Source organism: Mucilaginibacter aquaedulcis, assembly GCF_030409325.1.
Taxonomy (GTDB): Bacteria; Bacteroidota; Bacteroidia; order Sphingobacteriales; family Sphingobacteriaceae; genus Mucilaginibacter; species Mucilaginibacter aquaedulcis.
Window position 1 is genome coordinate 312718 of the sequence record NZ_JAUFPR010000001.1, and the last position, 17659, is coordinate 330376.

At 41.6% G+C, this 17659-nt stretch carries 13 protein-coding genes; 10 read left to right on the forward strand and 3 right to left on the reverse strand.

From position 1 onward, the window contains the following. Nucleotides 1-585 precede the first annotated feature (585 nt). Complete coding sequence (locus QWZ01_RS01165) at nucleotides 586-1965, reverse strand: sigma-54-dependent transcriptional regulator (protein ID WP_290321376.1); 1380 nt, start codon at nucleotides 1963-1965, stop codon at nucleotides 586-588. Between the two features lie 550 nt (nucleotides 1966-2515). Between QWZ01_RS01165 and QWZ01_RS01170 the strand changes: the two genes are divergently transcribed. The 6 genes from QWZ01_RS01170 to QWZ01_RS01195 all read left to right on the forward strand — a co-directional run bounded on the left by QWZ01_RS01170 (nucleotide 2516) and on the right by QWZ01_RS01195 (nucleotide 6913). Next, entirely contained in the window at nucleotides 2516-3793 is a 1278-nt protein-coding gene (locus QWZ01_RS01170; RefSeq protein ID WP_290321377.1) for an epoxide hydrolase family protein, read from the forward strand. Nucleotides 3794-4042: 249 nt separating this feature from the next. Further along, the gene (locus tag QWZ01_RS01175) at nucleotides 4043-4561 is read left to right on the forward strand and encodes a YceI family protein (protein WP_290321378.1); all 519 of its coding nucleotides are present in this window, start codon (nucleotides 4043-4045) and stop codon (nucleotides 4559-4561) included. A gap of 29 nt (nucleotides 4562-4590) precedes the next feature. After that, nucleotides 4591-4809, forward strand: coding sequence for a tautomerase family protein (locus QWZ01_RS01180; RefSeq protein ID WP_290321379.1), 219 nt, complete (start codon nucleotides 4591-4593; stop codon nucleotides 4807-4809). 4 nt (nucleotides 4810-4813) lie between these two features. Next, entirely contained in the window at nucleotides 4814-5548 is a 735-nt protein-coding gene (locus QWZ01_RS01185; protein ID WP_290321380.1) for an SDR family NAD(P)-dependent oxidoreductase, read from the forward strand. Nucleotide 5549: 1 nt separating this feature from the next. Continuing rightward, nucleotides 5550-6002 (forward strand): nuclear transport factor 2 family protein, encoded by a 453-nt coding sequence (locus QWZ01_RS01190; RefSeq protein ID WP_290321381.1) that lies wholly within the window; start codon nucleotides 5550-5552, stop codon nucleotides 6000-6002. 71 nt (nucleotides 6003-6073) lie between these two features. Beyond that, complete coding sequence (locus tag QWZ01_RS01195; RefSeq protein ID WP_290321382.1) at nucleotides 6074-6913, forward strand: SDR family NAD(P)-dependent oxidoreductase; 840 nt, start codon at nucleotides 6074-6076, stop codon at nucleotides 6911-6913. Nucleotides 6914-7003: 90 nt separating this feature from the next. Here QWZ01_RS01195 and QWZ01_RS01200 read toward each other — a convergent pair whose 3' ends face one another. Then, on the reverse strand, nucleotides 7004-7879 hold the full coding sequence (locus tag QWZ01_RS01200) for an RNA polymerase sigma factor (protein WP_290321383.1): 876 nt from the start codon (nucleotides 7877-7879) through the stop codon (nucleotides 7004-7006). A gap of 53 nt (nucleotides 7880-7932) precedes the next feature. Further along, entirely contained in the window at nucleotides 7933-8709 is a 777-nt protein-coding gene (locus tag QWZ01_RS01205; RefSeq protein ID WP_290321384.1) for an SDR family NAD(P)-dependent oxidoreductase, read from the reverse strand. Nucleotides 8710-9337: 628 nt separating this feature from the next. Here QWZ01_RS01205 and QWZ01_RS01210 point away from each other — a divergent pair. From QWZ01_RS01210 to QWZ01_RS01225, 4 genes are all read left to right on the forward strand, one after another. Then, nucleotides 9338-12595, forward strand: coding sequence for a SusC/RagA family TonB-linked outer membrane protein (locus QWZ01_RS01210; RefSeq protein WP_290321385.1), 3258 nt, complete (start codon nucleotides 9338-9340; stop codon nucleotides 12593-12595). A 12-nt stretch (nucleotides 12596-12607) separates the two neighbouring features. Beyond that, nucleotides 12608-14473, forward strand: a complete 1866-nt coding sequence (locus QWZ01_RS01215; RefSeq protein WP_290321386.1) for a RagB/SusD family nutrient uptake outer membrane protein — start codon at nucleotides 12608-12610, stop codon at nucleotides 14471-14473. Between the two features lie 165 nt (nucleotides 14474-14638). Further along, nucleotides 14639-15538, forward strand: a complete 900-nt coding sequence (locus tag QWZ01_RS01220; RefSeq protein ID WP_290321387.1) for a patatin-like phospholipase family protein — start codon at nucleotides 14639-14641, stop codon at nucleotides 15536-15538. Between the two features lie 107 nt (nucleotides 15539-15645). After that, nucleotides 15646-17658, forward strand: coding sequence for an HRDC domain-containing protein (locus tag QWZ01_RS01225; RefSeq protein ID WP_290321388.1), 2013 nt, complete (start codon nucleotides 15646-15648; stop codon nucleotides 17656-17658). Nucleotide 17659 lies beyond the last annotated feature (1 nt).

Below are 17659 nucleotides of genomic sequence, written 5' to 3' on the forward strand. Positions count from 1 at the left end.
AAAAATTGTTACTAAGATCCTTATCTTAAAATCAGGAACGATTAAAGTAAAATATTGAATCCCTGATTGAATAAACCAGGCATTATTTATAAATTATTTAGTATTGGCTAAAAAATCAGAATAATAATACCTGTTTAGAAATTAACTTACTGTTAAGTTTAAATAAATTTTCCCGTGAAGAAAACACACTCAATTAATAGATCACGATTTGAAAAAAATGTGGTGGATAATGATTTTAGATGGCCCGTATTGACCGCTGATGAATCAGGAAAACCCGATTTTCTGTTTTTTCTAAGTAGATGCATTTGGTTTAGGATTAATAACCAAATATATATAACAATTAATAAAAAAATACAATAATTATAAGTTTTTTTTATTATCCTAAAGTACAGATTATCAAACCACAACAATTAAAGCAGCGACTGTTTACTGCTGTAGTGTAATTTGCCAACCTGCATCCATGGCATTATTGCGGTACAACCTGAGGGAGTTTTACTATTGGTTAATCTTAAAAGCAAATTAGTATAAATACAGGTAATCTATTTAAAAATTGCAATGCCTGTTAAGCCTTACCTTCGGCTTAATTTATTTGTGTTCATTTCGGGCATATTTTTTTTCGATCCCTAATTTTTTCATCCGCGAATTAAGGGTTGATGGGTTAAGTTCTAAAAGATCTGCAGCTCCATCCTGCCCGTATATTTTCCAGTTACATCTTTCAAGTGCCGTCAGGATATGATCGCGCTCATTCTCAATCATGGATTTGATACGCACCTGCGGAGCTACCCGAGTTACCATACTTTGACCAGGAAATTTTAAGCAGTTGATGATAGGGCCATCGGTAAGCAGAACGCTCCTTGCCATCATATTTTCCAGTTCCCTTATATTACCTGGCCAATGATAGTTAAGCATTGATTGTATAACGTTATCGGCTACTCCTATGATTGCCTTATTTTCTTTACGGGCATAAATATTTATAAAGTGATTAGCTAAGGCTACTATATCTTCCTTACGTTCACGCAATGGTGGCAGGGTGATGGGGAATACGTTTAAACGGTAATAAAGGTCGAGCCTGAACCGGCCCATTAAAATTTCATTATCCAGGTTCCGATTGGTAGCCGCAATGATCCTGACATCAACTTTCCGTTTTTGCCCGCCAATGGGTTCTACTTCTTTTTCCTGCAGTACCCGCAATAGTTTAACCTGTAACTCCAGGGGTAACTCACCTATTTCATCAAGGAAAACAGTGCCTTCGTTACCTTGTTCAAACTTTCCTGTTCTTTTATCTACAGCCCCGGTAAAAGCCCCTTTTTCGTGACCAAACAACTCTGATTCTATCATGTTAGAGGGTAGCGTAGCACAATTTACCGCTACAAATGGCTTTGATTTTCTTGATGAGGCACAGTGAATACTTTGAGCAATAAGTTCTTTCCCAGTTCCGCTTTCTCCCAATAATAAAACTGATATATCTGATGTGCTTACAATTTTAACATCGTCTAACACATCACGGATACTTACTCCATCACCAATGATCTGTTTTATACCATCTTCAGATAAACTATTTTCTAAATGTTTAACACGACTATTTACACCTTGATTTTGCCTGTGCAGATACCAGGCTACATCCAGCATAACCAATACATCTTTTTCACGGAAAGGCTTCAGCAAAAAACCACAGGGCTTGGTAACTTTAGCGGCATCCAGGAATTGCTTGTTTGAATTTGCAGAAAGGAATACAAAGGCAATATTTTTTTCTTTTAATATTTTGGCCAGGTCAATACCTGTTAAGTCGCCCTTTAAACGTATATTAAGTAAAACAAGACCAGGTTTTTCGCTTTCTAAAATTTTTATCGCATCGCGCACTGTTCTCGCTATGGAGCAAATCTTGTAACCAGCTTTGCTAAGGATAATCTTCAGGTTATTTGCATCTATAAATTCGTCCTCAACTATAAGTATCTTGATATTCATAAATCCCTCCTTTGGTTCAGGTAATTACACCTGTATTGTTGTACCGGAAAAAAATTGATTGAATAAGTAACTGCTTTATTGAAATTATTTTTTGATGAATTTATTGCTACGTGGTGGGGCGTAACTGATAATATCAGTGAACTAAACATTACAAAAGCGAAGCCTCTTTTCATAATATCACATGCTACAAATCTAATATCTTAACCTACCCTTTTCTTCCAAGCGGTGTTATGAACATCAAAATCGGCACAAATAATATCGAAAGAAAAGTACTGTTAAGCATAGAACACGCCGATAAATCGGGAATTATTGATCAGCTATTAGCTCTTTAAATCTCATTTTAAAGTTAACTAAGTTTCAGCGCTTTTTGCCGAAAAACTATTGATTTATTTCATGTTCATGACATTTCAAGACCAATTTTCATGATTTACGATATATAAAGGTTTTAAAGACGGGGATCACAATTCAACACACTGATAAACAACAGTTTATGAATGGCATAAAAATAGGTTGGCTAAATCAAAAACGAGTAAACCCAAAACTTAAAACAATGAAAACAACTAACAAGATCATTGCAGGTACTATTGTGGCAAGTGCCCTTGTAATGCAAAGCGCGGTAAGCAATGCACAAAGCAGCAATGCCTCATCAAATGAAGCTATCCGTCCTTACCAGGTGAGCATCCCAAAAGAAAAACTTGATGATCTGAAACGCCGGGTTTTAGCCACCCAATGGCCCGAGCGCGAAACTGTTAATGATCAGTCGCAAGGAGTACAGCTGGCTACTATTCAGAAACTTGCAGCCTATTGGGCAAAGGATTACGATTGGAGCAAGTGCGAGGCCAAACTAAAGGCCCTGCCTCAATTTGTTACCAATATTGATGGGCTTGATATTCACTTCATTCATGTGCGCTCCAAACAAAAAAATGCCCTGCCTATCATTATTACACACGGTTGGCCCGGCTCCATCATTGAACAGTTGAAAATCATTGCACCCCTTACCGACCCTACATCCTATGGCGGAAAAGCAGAAGATGCTTTTGATGTGGTTATTCCATCATTACCTGGCTACGGTTTCTCGGGAAAGCCAACTGCCACTGGCTGGGATCCGCAACGCGTTGCAAGGGCATGGATAGTACTGATGAAACGCCTGGGATATAAAAAGTTTGTAGCTCAGGGCGGCGACTGGGGAAATGCCGTTACCGAACAAATGGCGCTGCAGGCCCCACCCGAGTTAATCGGCATTCATACCAATATGCCTGCCACCGTTCCTGACGATGTTGCCAAAGCACTTCAATCTGGGCAACCCGCACCGGCCAGCCTCTCTCCCGATGAGAAACATGCCTATGAGCAGCTTGATTATTTTTACAAGCATGGCCTGGGTTATGCCAACGAAATGGCCAACCGCCCCCAAACCTTATATGCCATCCAGGATTCTCCAGTTGGCCTTGCAGCCTGGATGCTTGATCATGATGCAACAAGTTTAGCCCTTATTACCCGTGTTTTTAATGATGAACCTGAGGGGTTAACCAAAGACGACGTACTTGATAACATTACGCTCTATTGGTTAACAGGCACTGCGATTTCATCCGCGCGTTTATATTGGGAAAGCAAGCTGGCCTTCTTTGCACCAAAGGGACTCACCATACCTGTGGCCGTAAGCGCCTTTCCTGATGAGCTTTACCAGGCTCCAAAAAGCTGGACCGAAAAAGCTTATCCGAAGCTTATTCATTATAACAAGCTTGCCAAAGGCGGCCACTTCGCGGCCTGGGAGCAGCCCGAAGTTTTTGTAAACGAACTAAGGGACAGCTTTAAAACACTGCGCAAATAAATATGATACAAAAAGCGTACGGTTCCTGCCGTACGCTTTTTGTTAATAACTCTTCAACACACACAAAAAGGCATCAGAAAGCTTATTGAGGCCATGCTACAGAAATATTTAAACCTGCAGTTTTTGTGTGCGATGTAAGGCAAAGTGATTTGTATCACATAGCTACAACTCTCTTTTTAAGTGATGTACATCACACAATTAGCTGAGATTTCCTGCTCAAATTTGATATGAAATTAAAACACACCAAAAATGGAAAATCAAAAATTTAACATCGTAAGCCCCCTAAGCAATATTAATTGGGTTGGCAGAAAAGTAACCGGTTCACATAATGGCAGTATTGCAATAAAAAACGGTGAGATTATTTTAAACAATGGCAAACTTGCCGGAGGAAAATTCACTGTTGACACCACATCTATCAAAATACTGGATGTAACAGACCCCGAAACTAATGCCCAGTTTTTGGCGCATCTTGTATCTGACGATTTCTTCGCATCTCAAAAATATCCGGAATCAACTTTAGAGATCACCTCAGTTGATGGTAATCATGTTGATGGCAACCTGACCATTAAAGGGATAACTCATCCCGTTGGGTTTGATGTGACTATTAATGTAAATAATGATGAGTTAAGCGCTACCGGCAAATTGGTGATCGATCGTACCAAGTATGAAATGAAATTCCGTTCAGGTAATTTCTTTAAAGACCTTGGCGATAACCTTATCTATAATGATTTTGACCTGAATATAATTGTAATTGCTAAAGCCGCTTAATAAGCGGTTTTAGCCCAAAAACTAAAACCATGCCCTATATTAAAATTGAAATAACCCGCGAAGGTGTTACAAGAGAACAAAAACAAACCCTGATTAAAGGGGTAACCGATTTAATAACCACTGTTTTAAACAAAGACCCTCAATTAACCCACGTGGTGATTCAGGAAGTTGAACTGGACGATTGGGGTTTTGCAGGAGAACAGGTATCTGTACTGCGCGAAAAAGGTATAACAGCTGATAAAAAATAAGCCCATGAAAAAGCAAACAGTTATAGTTACAGGTGCCTCATCAGGCATAGGTAAAGAAGTAGCGCGCCATTTTTTAGAAAAAGGTGATAACGTTGTGATCAACTCCTCGGGCGAAGAAAAACTGGAAAAGGTTTATCAGGAATTAGGTGGCGGCGCAAACCTGGCCATGGCAGCCGGTAACGTAAAACATAAAAGCACCGGCGAAAAGCTTTTGGCTATAGCCCTTGAAAAATTTGGCTCTGTTGATGTACTGGTAAACAACGCCGGTATTTATGAAACAAAACCATTTTTGGAAGTAGACGAACATTATCTCGACAAATTCCTGAATACCAATTTAAAAGGCACTTTTTTCACCACCCAGGCCATCATTCCGCAAATGATTAAGCAGGGTGGCGGGGTTGTCATTAACATTGGTACACCTCTGGTAAACCATGCCCTTGGCGGTGCGCCTTCTACGGCTCCCATTGCATCAAAAGGAGCCATACACTCACTCACCTTGCAGCTTGCGGCCGAGTTTGGTAAAGATAATATCAGGGTTAATACCATTGCACCGGGAGTAATACGTACACCAATGCATGGCAAAGATGCCGATCAGGGTGCGGGACTGCATTTACTGAACCGTGTAGGCGAAGTAGAAGATATAGCCGAAATGGTTTACACCGTTGCCAAAAGCTCCTTTGTTAGCGGTGCCATTATCAATGTTGATGGTGGTATGGCTGCCGGTCATAATCTGAATTAATATGAAAACGCTCTTATTAACCGCTTTTTTATCATGCACCATGCTGTTAGCAAAAGCACAAAATTCAAACAAAATGGAAACTACTCCGCAAGATTCATTAGCTATTACAAAAGTTTTGGAAGATCATTACTTTAAAGGTATTTATGAGGGCGATATTGATATGCTCAGAAAAATTTACCATCCGGGCACCCTGGTGCTGGGAGATATAAAGGGGGCGCCATACTCAAAAAGCCTTGATCAATATCTTGATGGCGTAAAAAACCGCCAGAGCGTAAAAGATTCAGGCAAACCATTTAAAGGAACAATTATCTCGATTGATGTGGTTAATTCGATAGCAGTGGCAAAACTTCATGTTAAAATGTATGATTTTAATTATGACGAATTCATATCGTTTCACAAAATTGACGGCCAATGGCTTATCGTTAACAAAATGCTTACTGATGTTACAAACTAAAGTCGTTTAAATAGGGCATCCTTGAAAATGCTACTGTTCGGTAAGATCATTGACTTTAACAATATAATTATATGAACACTTCAAAAGTATGGTATGTAACCGGGGCCTCACAAGGTTTAGGACTATCGCTTGTAAAAAAACTACTTGATAAAGGCTATCGTGTAGCTGCAACCTCTCGTAACGCCGCATCATTGAGCCAGTCAGTTGGTTTAATTGACAAGGATCGCTTTTTGCCCCTGGCTGTTGATTTGAACAACCCGGATTGTGTTGACGATTCCATTAAGCAAACCATGGCAGCTTTTGGCCGGATAGATGTATTGGTCAACAATGCCGGCTACGGAATGGCAGGAACTGTAGAAGAAATATCGGAGCATGACGTTGCCAATATTTTTAAAGTGAACGTACTTGCAACTATTGAAGTTGTAAAACGTGTTTTGCCTGTAATGCGCAGACAAAAATCAGGTTATATTATCAACATGGGTTCGGTAGCAGGCTTTGTGGGTGCTCCCGGCTGGGCAATTTACTCGGCTACCAAATCAGCGGTTGCTGCATTTTCTGAGGTGTTGGCATTAGATGTTGATGAATTTAACATCAGGGTTACGGTTGTTGAACCATCAGGTTTCAGGACAGGATTTTTAACAAAAGATTCGCTGGCATATACCGAAAGTAAAATTGAGGGCTACCAGGCAGTTAAAGATACCCAGGCACGTTATCTGGCAGCCAATGGCAAACAACCCGGCGACCCGGACAAGGCATCCGAAATATTGATCGGGCTTTCTGAAATTGACCAGCCGCCATTACACCTTTACCTTGGTCAGGATGCTTACAACCGGGCTTCGGAAAAATTAAAGGTCATGACAGCCGAGCTTGAGCAATGGAAAGCAACCACCATCTCCGGTGATTTTAAATAAGATCCATTTCTCTCGATTTGCCATCGGTATCAGATACATCATATCAGGCAGTAAACATTAGCAGGGCTAATTTGCAAGCCCCGCTAATGCTTAGTTTAAATGAAATAGTTTTTTTATTTGCGGATCAAAAAGCAACGTTTCAATAAGCTTATCGCCCACATTGGTATTGGTATAAACCTGGCTGGTAAAAAACCGGAGATATTTACCCTCCATTAAATCATCCAGTTCCTCATTCTTGGCAACAGATACCGAAAATATAGATTGCTGATATTCCGGTTTAAAAGTTTGCGTAGTAACATCAATCTTACCTTCCTTTATAAAACCTTTGGTTTTCTTGAAACATCTGCAAGGATTTTCGGGGTTTATCAAACCGCATTTATGATTCATAAACTGAAACAGATCGGCCTTGGCCCGCGATAATTGCTTCCTGAAATTCTCAGGAGTAATATCAAGCAACGCCGAAGCTATGGTTGATTTGATATTGAACACACCGCCCAGCACAAAAACTACCCGTTGCTGCCTGTCTAAACAAAGCAGCATGCTCGACATGCAATTATTACGCACATCGGTAATATGATCACTGTACTGCACCTGTTCATCAGTGCTCATGTCCTCATTGTCGTGTAACTCATCTATAACCACACCCAGCTTGTTAAAAGAAATCACTTCCTTTTCGGCTTTTTTGCGTCTGCTGCTGATAAAATGATTGGTAACCATGCGATAGAGCCAGGTACGAAAACTACTTGTACCATTGTACAGGCTTAACTTGGTAATCATCCTGATCAGGACCTCCTGGGTAAGGTCTGCCGCATCATCGGCATCCCTTACCAGTTTAAGAGCTACATTGTAAATAAAACGCTGGTGCAGCCTGATCAGCTTTTCCATAGCCAGCCGTGAACCATCACAGGCTTGCGTAACCAGGGCCTTATCAAGGCTCTCATCATATTTTTCTATAAAAGGATACATGGCAGAAAAGTGTTAGAAATAAATCACCAGCAAATATTATTCAATTTAATCAATTAACTTCTTCCTGCAGCCATACCTCCATCAATATCCAGGATAGCCCCGGTGATCCATGAGGCATTATCTGATAGCAGGAACAATATGGCATCTGCTATTTCCTGAGGCTGTCCGTTACGGCCCAGTGGGTGGATGCTGTTTAAACCATGGTATGCGTCTATAACTCCCTGTGCAGAACCTATTAACTCATCCAGCACACCGGTTTCAACAATACCCGGTGCAATGGCATTTACCCTGATTTTGTCATCCGATAATTCCATAGCAGCGTGTTTTGTAAAAGCATGTAAAGCTGCCTTCGCCATAGAATAAGCAGATGTTGGCGTTCCCTTTACCGCGTTGTTTGCCCAGTATGAACCCACATTTACTATAGCGCCACCGCCATTAGCCTTCATTTTTTTGGCAACAGCCTGGGTAATAAAATAAAAGCCGCGATTGATACCCTGAAATGAATCGTAATCTTCAGGAGTACTATCTAAAAATGTTTTAGGGGCAAATATACCAGAAGAATTTACAAGGTAATCAACCGGTTTATCATCGGCTTCAAGAGAGCTGATGAAATTTTTCACATCTGCATCTGAATTAAGATCAAGGCGAACGCCAGTAACATTACCGTAAGCACTCAACTCGGCTACAGCAGCATCAACACTGGCCTGGCTTTTACTAACTACTGTTACTTTTGCACCTTGTTGTAATAATGATTTGGCTGTTGCTTTACCCATGCCGCTGGTACCGCCAATTACTATAGCTGATTTTGAATCGAAAGATGAAGTTTTCATAATTGTCTTTTTTAAATTTTTATACCACTTAGACGCAGGTTCAAAAAACTGTGACAACTCTGATTGCATAACTCAAAATGCTGATTTCAGCTATTAATTAAATTAAACTTAACCGCGCCTGCTTCGAAAAAATCTGACCGCATTATAAGATTATTCATGCTTTTTGCTTTTTTTTTACCTCTTACTTAAATATTTAATTTTTCATGTAACTAATATTATTATATTAGCCATGCCAATTATAAGTGTAGCAATTACATTAATTATTTAACCAAATTCACTGATAACACCATATTTAGCTGGTATTACATAGCATACTACCTGTATTTGTAAGCTATTTTCATTAAAATCAGGGAATAATATAACAAGACTGACACTTACCCAAATTGGGTGAGGTGGAATCGGTATGTCATATTATTTGCGCTATCCAGGGGTTGTTATCTGTTAATTTTCTTACAACGCAACAATAAAATTAACCGATTATTAAAATAACCACATCACCCCCATGAGAAAAAAACCGAGTTAAACTCACCAATCACACATCTTATAAATTGCCGGGATGTCAATTTATAAGACACCTTCACATTTTTACAATACGCATTAAATATTAATTAAACCAAACTTATCTAATATGAAATACAATTTATGTAAGAATATAAACCTGCTAAAATTTTCCAAGACTGCATTGTACCAGCTTTTAATAGCAATAATATTTACACATCTATCATACGGTGGCATAATAACTAAAAAAATAGTTGCCGAAAGAACAGAAAAACCTAACACAGCCCCCATTAAAATTACCGGTACAGTAACCGACCAGACAACCGGCGAAAAACTCATTGGTGTATCTGTAACGGTTAAAGGCACCAATAACGGAGCAGTTACCGATGTAAAAGGAAATTTCACACTTACCGCGCCCGAAAACGGCACCCTCGTTGTATCCTATATAGGCTACAATACCCTGGAGCTGCCCGTAAACGGCAAAAACAGCATCAGCATAAAACTGCAATCATCATCAAAAGGACTTAACGAGGTTGTGGTAGTTGGTTATGGTGTTCAGAAAAAGGTAACCGTTACAGGCTCGGTAGCATCCGTTAAAGGAACCGACCTTGAAAAATCACCAACAGTAAACTTATCAAACACACTGGCCGGGCGTTTACCCGGTGTAACAGCCGTGCAATCAAGCGGCGAGCCGGGTTATGATGGCTCTGCCATACACATTCGTGGCACAAACAGCTTGGGCAATAGCGATGCGCTTGTTGTAATTGATGGTGTACCTGACCGCGCCGGAGGTTTGGAGCGTTTAAACTCCGCTGATGTTGAAAGCATATCGGTTTTGAAAGACGCCTCGGCCGCCATTTATGGTTCAAGGGCTGCAAACGGAGTTATACTGATCACTACCAAACATGGTAAATCTGGCAAAACCATATTATCATACGATTTTAACCAGGGCTTTGCACAGGCAACGGTAATACCCAAAATGGCCAATGCTTTCGAGTATGCCACCATGAACAACGAGCTTACCTTATACAACAGCGATACTCCCGTTTCTGAATGGGGCGCTGCCTGGGCTGCCTTAACAAAAAACGGGAGCTACACACAACAAGGAGGCAAAGTAATTACCGCGGCATTTCAGCCTGCCGATATTCAGAAATACAGAGATGGCTCCGACCCGCTTGGGCACCCAAATACTGATTGGTTTGGTACAACCCTGAAAACATGGTCGCCACAAAGCCGCCACAATATTCAACTAACAGGAGGCTCCGAGAATGTTAAATTTTTAACTTCATTAGGCTATACCAACCAGGATGGTTACTACAAAAACTCTGCAACCGGCTATAAACAGTACGATTTTCGTATTAACCTTGATGCCAAGGTAAACAAGTATGTGAATACCAGCATTGGCGTAACAGCCCGTGAGGAAGCCCGCGATTTCCCAACACAGGCAGCTCATGATATATTCAGGATGCTGATGCGGGGCAAGCCTACAGAACAAGAAGTTTGGCCCAATGGCCTACCAGGCCCTGATATTGAAAACGGTCAAAACCCAATCGTGATCACCACCAACAAAACCGGATATAACAGGGACAGGCGCGATTATTTTCAAACAAATGGCAAATTAGAGATACAGGTTCCGGGCGTTGAGGGCTTAAAAATAACCGGTACAGCATCTCTTGATAAATTTATACAACGCAACAAGGTTTGGCAAACTCCATGGACATTGTATTACTGGGACCATAAAAGCTTTGAGGCCGATGGTAAAACCCCTGTTCTTACCCCAAGCGTACGATCAACCTTTACCGATCCGCGGTTAAATCAAAGCGATGAAAACAAGGTAAATATTCTGCTTGGCGGCTTTATCAACTATGACCGCTCATTTGGCGACCATACCATAAACTTAATGGCAGCTGTTACACGCGAAACCATAAGCGATGACAATTTCAGTGCCTATCGCAGATATTTTATCTCGCCCAACATTGATGAATTATTTGCGGGTGGTGATGCTGAAAAAGACAACTCTGGCGGCGCATACAACCGGGCACGTTTAAGTTACTTCGGTCGTGCGGCCTACAATTACAAACAAAAGTATCTGGCCGAATTTTTATGGCGCTATGATGGCTCATACATTTTCCCTGAGGCACACCGTTTTGGGTTTTTCCCGGGTGTATTACTGGGCTACAACATATCACAGGAAGATTTCTGGAAAAACAATTTCAAAGCAATCAATTATTTGAAGATCAGAGGATCTTACGGACAAATGGGTGCCGAGCCTTATTACAATAACATTTTACAGGAAAATCAGTACCGGTCAACTTACGGCTTTGGAAACTATGTGTTCAATGATCAGCTTAATAAAACCCTATATGAAATTCGCGTACCCAACCCCAACTTTACCTGGGAGGTAGCTAATAACTATGATTTAGGCTTGGAAGGCGAATTACTGGAAGGCAGGATCAACTTTGAGTTTGATTACTTTTATAACAAACGTACCAATATATTATGGGCGAGGCAGGGTTCCACACCAGCCAGTACTGGTATAAGCAACATATTACCTCCCGAAAACATTGGCAAGGTTGATAATAAAGGCTACGAATTTAAGGTAGGCTATAAAGGCAAAATTGGCGAACTCAAATACAATGTAAGTATAAATGGTGGGTATGCTAAAAACAAGATCATATTTCAGGATGAAGCACCAGGCGCCCCACCCTATCAGTTTGCTACAGGCCACCCTATTGGAGCCCCACTTTTATATACTGCCGATGGCGTATTTAAAGACCAGGCCGAAATTGACGCCAACAAATTGGACTATAGCGGTGTAACCCCAGCGCTTAAACCAGGCGATTTAAGGTTTAAAGATATTAACGGCGATGGCAAGATCAATGGTGATGACCGGGCAAGGTTAGACAAAGGCATAACACCAACTTTCACCGGTGGCTTCGCGCTTAATTTTCAATACAAAAACTTCGATCTGTCTATCCTGTTTCAGGGTGCCACAGGTGGTTATCTGCCGATCAATACAGAATCGGGCGATATTGGTAACTACCTGCAATACACCTATGATCACCGCTGGACCGTTGACAAACCCAGCAGTGTTGACCCACGGATTGCCAACCGCGGCGATACCTGGTACTCTAACAATAACAACGCCAACACTTATTTTTTCAGGAGCACCAATTACCTGCGCTTAAAAAACGTAGAGCTTGGCTATAACCTTTCGCCATCAATAGCTCAAAAAATAGGTATCGGCAACCTGCGGGTTTATGTGAGTGGGTTAAACTTGATTACCTGGGACAAACTGGCCATCTGGGATCCGGAATCACTTGCTGGCGACGGACAATATTACCCGCAATCGAGAATTTTGAACACAGGTGTTAGAGTAACCTTTTAATAGTCAAAAACCATGAAAAATTTAATCAAACATATTTTAATCGTATTAGCTGTTACAGGTGTATTATTTGCATCGTGTAAAAAGGACTTTTTAAATACCAAGCCCCAAACAGAAGTACCATCAGAAGATACCTGGAAAGATGGGGCACTTGCCACAGCCTTTGTAAATAATATTTATACCGGCTTAAGAAATGGTGGTTTTGAAGAGCAAATGCTGGCTTCGTTATCTGATGAAACCGTATTTACCCACCCTGGCAGGAGCATCAATATCATTAACGAGGGAACGCTGGGGCCAACCAACACCGGTTGGTCAGACAGTACTTATGTATGGGGAGCCATGTATAACAAGATACGGTCATGCAATGTTGCCCTTCAAAGCCTTCCATCCGCAACTATTGATCAAGCCCTTAAAGGTCGTTTACAAGGTGAGGCACACTTTTTACGCGCTTATTACTATCAGCAATTACTGCGCTATTATGGCGGTGTGCCTTTAATAACTAAAATATACCAACTGGGCGAAGCTGATTATACTGTAACCAGAAACACCTATGATGAATGTGTTAAGTTTATTACAAATGATTGCGACAGCGCCGCAACTTTATTAAAAGGCCAAACATTAGATAAAGGCCGTACATCTGTAGCGGCTTCACTCGCCTTAAAATCGCGTGTGTTGCTTTACGCGGCAAGCGATCTGCATGATATTCCTACAGCTAAAGCAAAATCAAGCGTAATAAGCGGTTACTCCCATCCAGAGTTTTTAGGATACCTCAGCGGCGACAGAACCACCCGCTGGCAGGCAGCTAAGGATGCGGCCAAAGCGGTTTTAGATGCTGCCGGTACTGGTTATAAATTGAACTTAACGGCACCTGTATCTCCGGAAGAAGGCAAGAAAAACTACATTGCTATAGCTATGGGCGGTGGTAGTAAAAGTGCCGATGTGGATGCAACCGCCTCAAGCGAAATTATTTTAGCAAGATATTTTATTGCCAATCAGGTTACAAATGGCGAAAGTATTGGTTTATATAACGGACCCAATGGTTACCACAACTGGGCAGGTAATACTCCGGTTGAAAACCTGGTGAGCGATTATGAAACCATTGACGGCAGAAAGTTTGACTGGAATAATCCATCAGATAAGGCTGCCCCATATACCAACCGCGACCCACGCCTGTATGCCAGTATTTTATATGATGGCGCCGGATGGAAACCACGTGATAAAATTTCAGGCAATGTTGACCCTGCCAATCAAATTCAAACCGGTAGTTACCAGGTTGGCTCAGGCACACTGGCCGGGTTAGATACCCGCCAAAGCAGTATTGAAAACTGGAATGGCAGCTGGACAGGCTATTACATGCGCAAATTCACAGATCCTGACCCTAATGTGGTTGATAACAATACCAAACAATTTATTCCATGGCCATTTTTCAGGTATACCGAAGCCGTATTTAATTATGCCGAGGCCTGCATTGAATTAGGTCAGGATGCCGAGGCCCGTAACTGGCTCAACAAGATCCGTTTCCGTGCGGGTATGCCTGCCATTACCGAATCGGGCGATGCCCTGAGGCAACGTTACCGCAATGAGCGCCGGGTAGAGATGGTTTACGAAGAACAGCGTTACCATGACGCTCGCCGCTGGATGATAGCTCCGGCCACCCTGGGCCGTAAACTGATATTCATGAGTGTTACGGGAACCTTAAAACCTGGCAAAACCGCGCCATCTCCCTACAAACATGATGAAAGTGTTTATACCTATACTTATACGCCAACTATCGATAATGGTATAGAAAATCGTCAATGGCTCGATAAAATGTATTTTTTACCAATAAGCCAGGTTGAAACAAGTAAAAACAATAAACTAATTCAAAACCCGGGCTATTAAAACCCATCAAAATACAGCTTAAAATAATGCCGGATACATCTTTTATCCGGCATTATTCGTTTATAGGTAATGGGTATTTGTGCCAGCTGGTTATAGGTGGTACTTCAAATTTTATGTACCTTTTGCCGTATAAATTCGGTACGGTTAAAAGTAATTATTGGGTAAATGAAACAAAATATAGCTTTAGTATTGTCGGGAGGTGGAGCAAGAGGCATAGCGCACATTGGTGTAATAGAAGAATTGGAAAAGCAAGGCTTTAACATAACATCCGTAGCAGGCACATCTATGGGCGCAGTGGTTGGGGGTGTTTACGCCCTGGGGCAAATGCAGGCCTACAAAAACTGGCTTTATAAACTGGACAAGCTAAAGGTTTTCAGCCTTATTGATTTCACTTTCAGATCGCAGGGATTGATCAAGGGCGATAAGCTGTTTAACAGCATAAAAACATTCATTTCAGATGCTAATATTGAAGATTTGAACATACCATATGCCGCGGTAGCTGCCGATATCATCAATAAAAAAGAGATAATTTTTAACAATGGCAGTATTTATGACGCTGTTAGGGCCTCTACTGCCATCCCTACGTTTTTCTCACCCGTAAAATCTGGTGATGGTCTGCTGGTTGATGGTGGTATTATTAATAATCTCCCCATTGAACATGTACAAAGGCGGCCAGACGATATATTGGTGGTAGTAAACGTAAATGCGATGATACCGTTTGAAAAGCCACCTCTTTCTGATACCCGGAAAGCCGTGAAACATTCTATTTATCAACAAAAGATCAGGAACTTTTACAGACACTTGTACAGGGTAAAACCAGGCAGCCATAAAGAAAGGTTTGGTTATTTTGATGTGATCAATAAAACCATCGGTTTAATTACCTACCGCACCACCCAGCTGGCGCTCGAAAAATATTCGCCTGATGTCCTGATCAATATTTCACGCGAGTGTTGCAGCGCCTATGACTTTTATAAGGCCGAAGAAATGGTGAAGCTTGGAAAATACACAACGGCTAAAAGTATTGAAGCCTTCAGAAGCAAAAATAAGGCAGCATTAAAAAGCTGATTTTTTCTATTTCCATAAAAATTGAAACTGGCCGAAATTATTTGATTGAAAGCTAAAAATACTAATATTTTTAGTGTTATTTTCGCATTTCGTAATGCGGCTTAAAAATGGAGATAGTTAACCCGGTAATGTCGTTGGCTTTAGATTATGTAGAATCTACCAATACAGTGATTTTCCTGACAGGTAAAGCCGGAACTGGTAAAACCACGCTGTTGCAACGCATCAGGAAAAACTCTGCCAAGAAAATGGTTGTGGTTGCCCCAACTGGCGTAGCAGCAATCAATGCCGGTGGCATGACCATCCATTCCTTTTTTCAGATCTCTTTCGGGCCGCTTATTCCGGCCGGCGATGCTAAACCCGAACTGCATTACAGCCCTGAGAAAAAAGAGCTGTTAGCCAATCTGGAGTTGTTAATTATTGATGAAGTAAGTATGGTTCGGCCCGATGTACTTGATCATATCGACCTGATACTTCGTAATGTAAAGGAAAATAACTACCCATTTGGCGGCGTACAGGTATTACTCATTGGCGATCTGTCCCAGCTAAGCCCCATTATCCGCGATGAAGAATGGATGCTGCTGAGCCGGTACTATACAACACCTTACTTTTTCAGCAGTCAGGTAATGCAAAAAAGCGCCTATGTGCGCATCGAGCTCGATCATGTTTTCAGGCAAAAGGAACAAGCATTTGTCGACATTCTGAACGAAGTACGCAATCAAACCATCAGCCCCGAAAATCTGGAACTGTTGAATGCCCGGTATCAGCCCGGCTTCAGGCCAGCCAATGACGATCCTTATATTACACTTACCACCCACAACAGCATTGCCCAGCAAATTAACAATGAGTTTGTTGAGGCACTGCCCGGAAAGGAATTTGAGTTTAACGCCACTATACGCGGGGATTTCCCTAAGGATGCGTACCCTACCGAAACCAAACTAAAATTAAAGATAGGTGCCCAGGTTATGTTTGTAAAGAACGACAGCTCGGCCGAGAAAGTGTTTTACAACGGAAAGATAGGCACCATTACCCGGATAGAAGGTGATACGGTTTTTGTAACATCGGGCAATGAGGGCAAGGAGATTGCTGTTGAGGCAATGGAGTGGACAAACATTAAATACCAGCTGGCCGATGAGCAGATAAGCGAAACCAATGCAGGTAGCTTTGCCCAGATACCCTTAAAACTTGCCTGGTCAATCACCATACATAAAAGCCAGGGACTAAGTTTCGACAAAGCCATTATTGATGTTAGCGAAGCCTTTACACATGGGCAGGCGTACGTGGCATTAAGCAGGTGCAGGAGCCTTTCGGGCATGGTGCTTCGTAACCCGATAGCAGCTCATAATATTATAGGCGATCCGGCTGTGGCGCATTTCAATCAGCAAGCTAAAAACATCAGGCCCAACCAGGAACAACTGAAACAAGACCAGGAACTTTACCGGCAATTCCTGCTTGCCGAGCTATTTACGTTCAACGGCTTAAAGAAAAGAAACAACCTATTTAAAGAACTGGTTCCGGAACTTGCCGCGGAGGTACTGGATGTTGCTGATAAATTTGTTAAGCAGTTAAGCACCTTTGGCACCGAACGCATACAGAAGGCGGCATTATATTTTCATGAGAAATTAAAAACAGCCGCCGAAAGCCTACACCGCCAATTACCGGTGATGATCGGGCAATCGAAAGAAAAGGCTGCAAAAGCCGACCAGCTTTTGCAATGGATCATGATGAGGATAAGCCTTATGGAACATTTTGCCCTGGAAAGTTTTACAACCGCAAATTATCTCGAACTTAAAAAGAAAGCCCGTGCCGAGTCGGCTGCGGACCAATCCAGATCGTATGTTAAAGCACTGAATGCCAAACCCAATGAAGAACTTTTTAACCAACTGATGATCTGGCGGGTTATGGAAGCAGAAAAAAGCGGCATCATGCCTAATATGATGCTCTCTGAAAATACCATGGCTGCAATTGCCGAAAAACTCCCCCCTACCCTTAAAGCACTTGGCGCAATAAAAGGTGTGGGGCAACAAAAAGCATTACAATATGGGCAGGAGTTGATTGCCATGATCCGTTCATACCAACAGGAACTTCAAGGGCCCGGCACCGAACAGGTAAGTTTATTTTAAA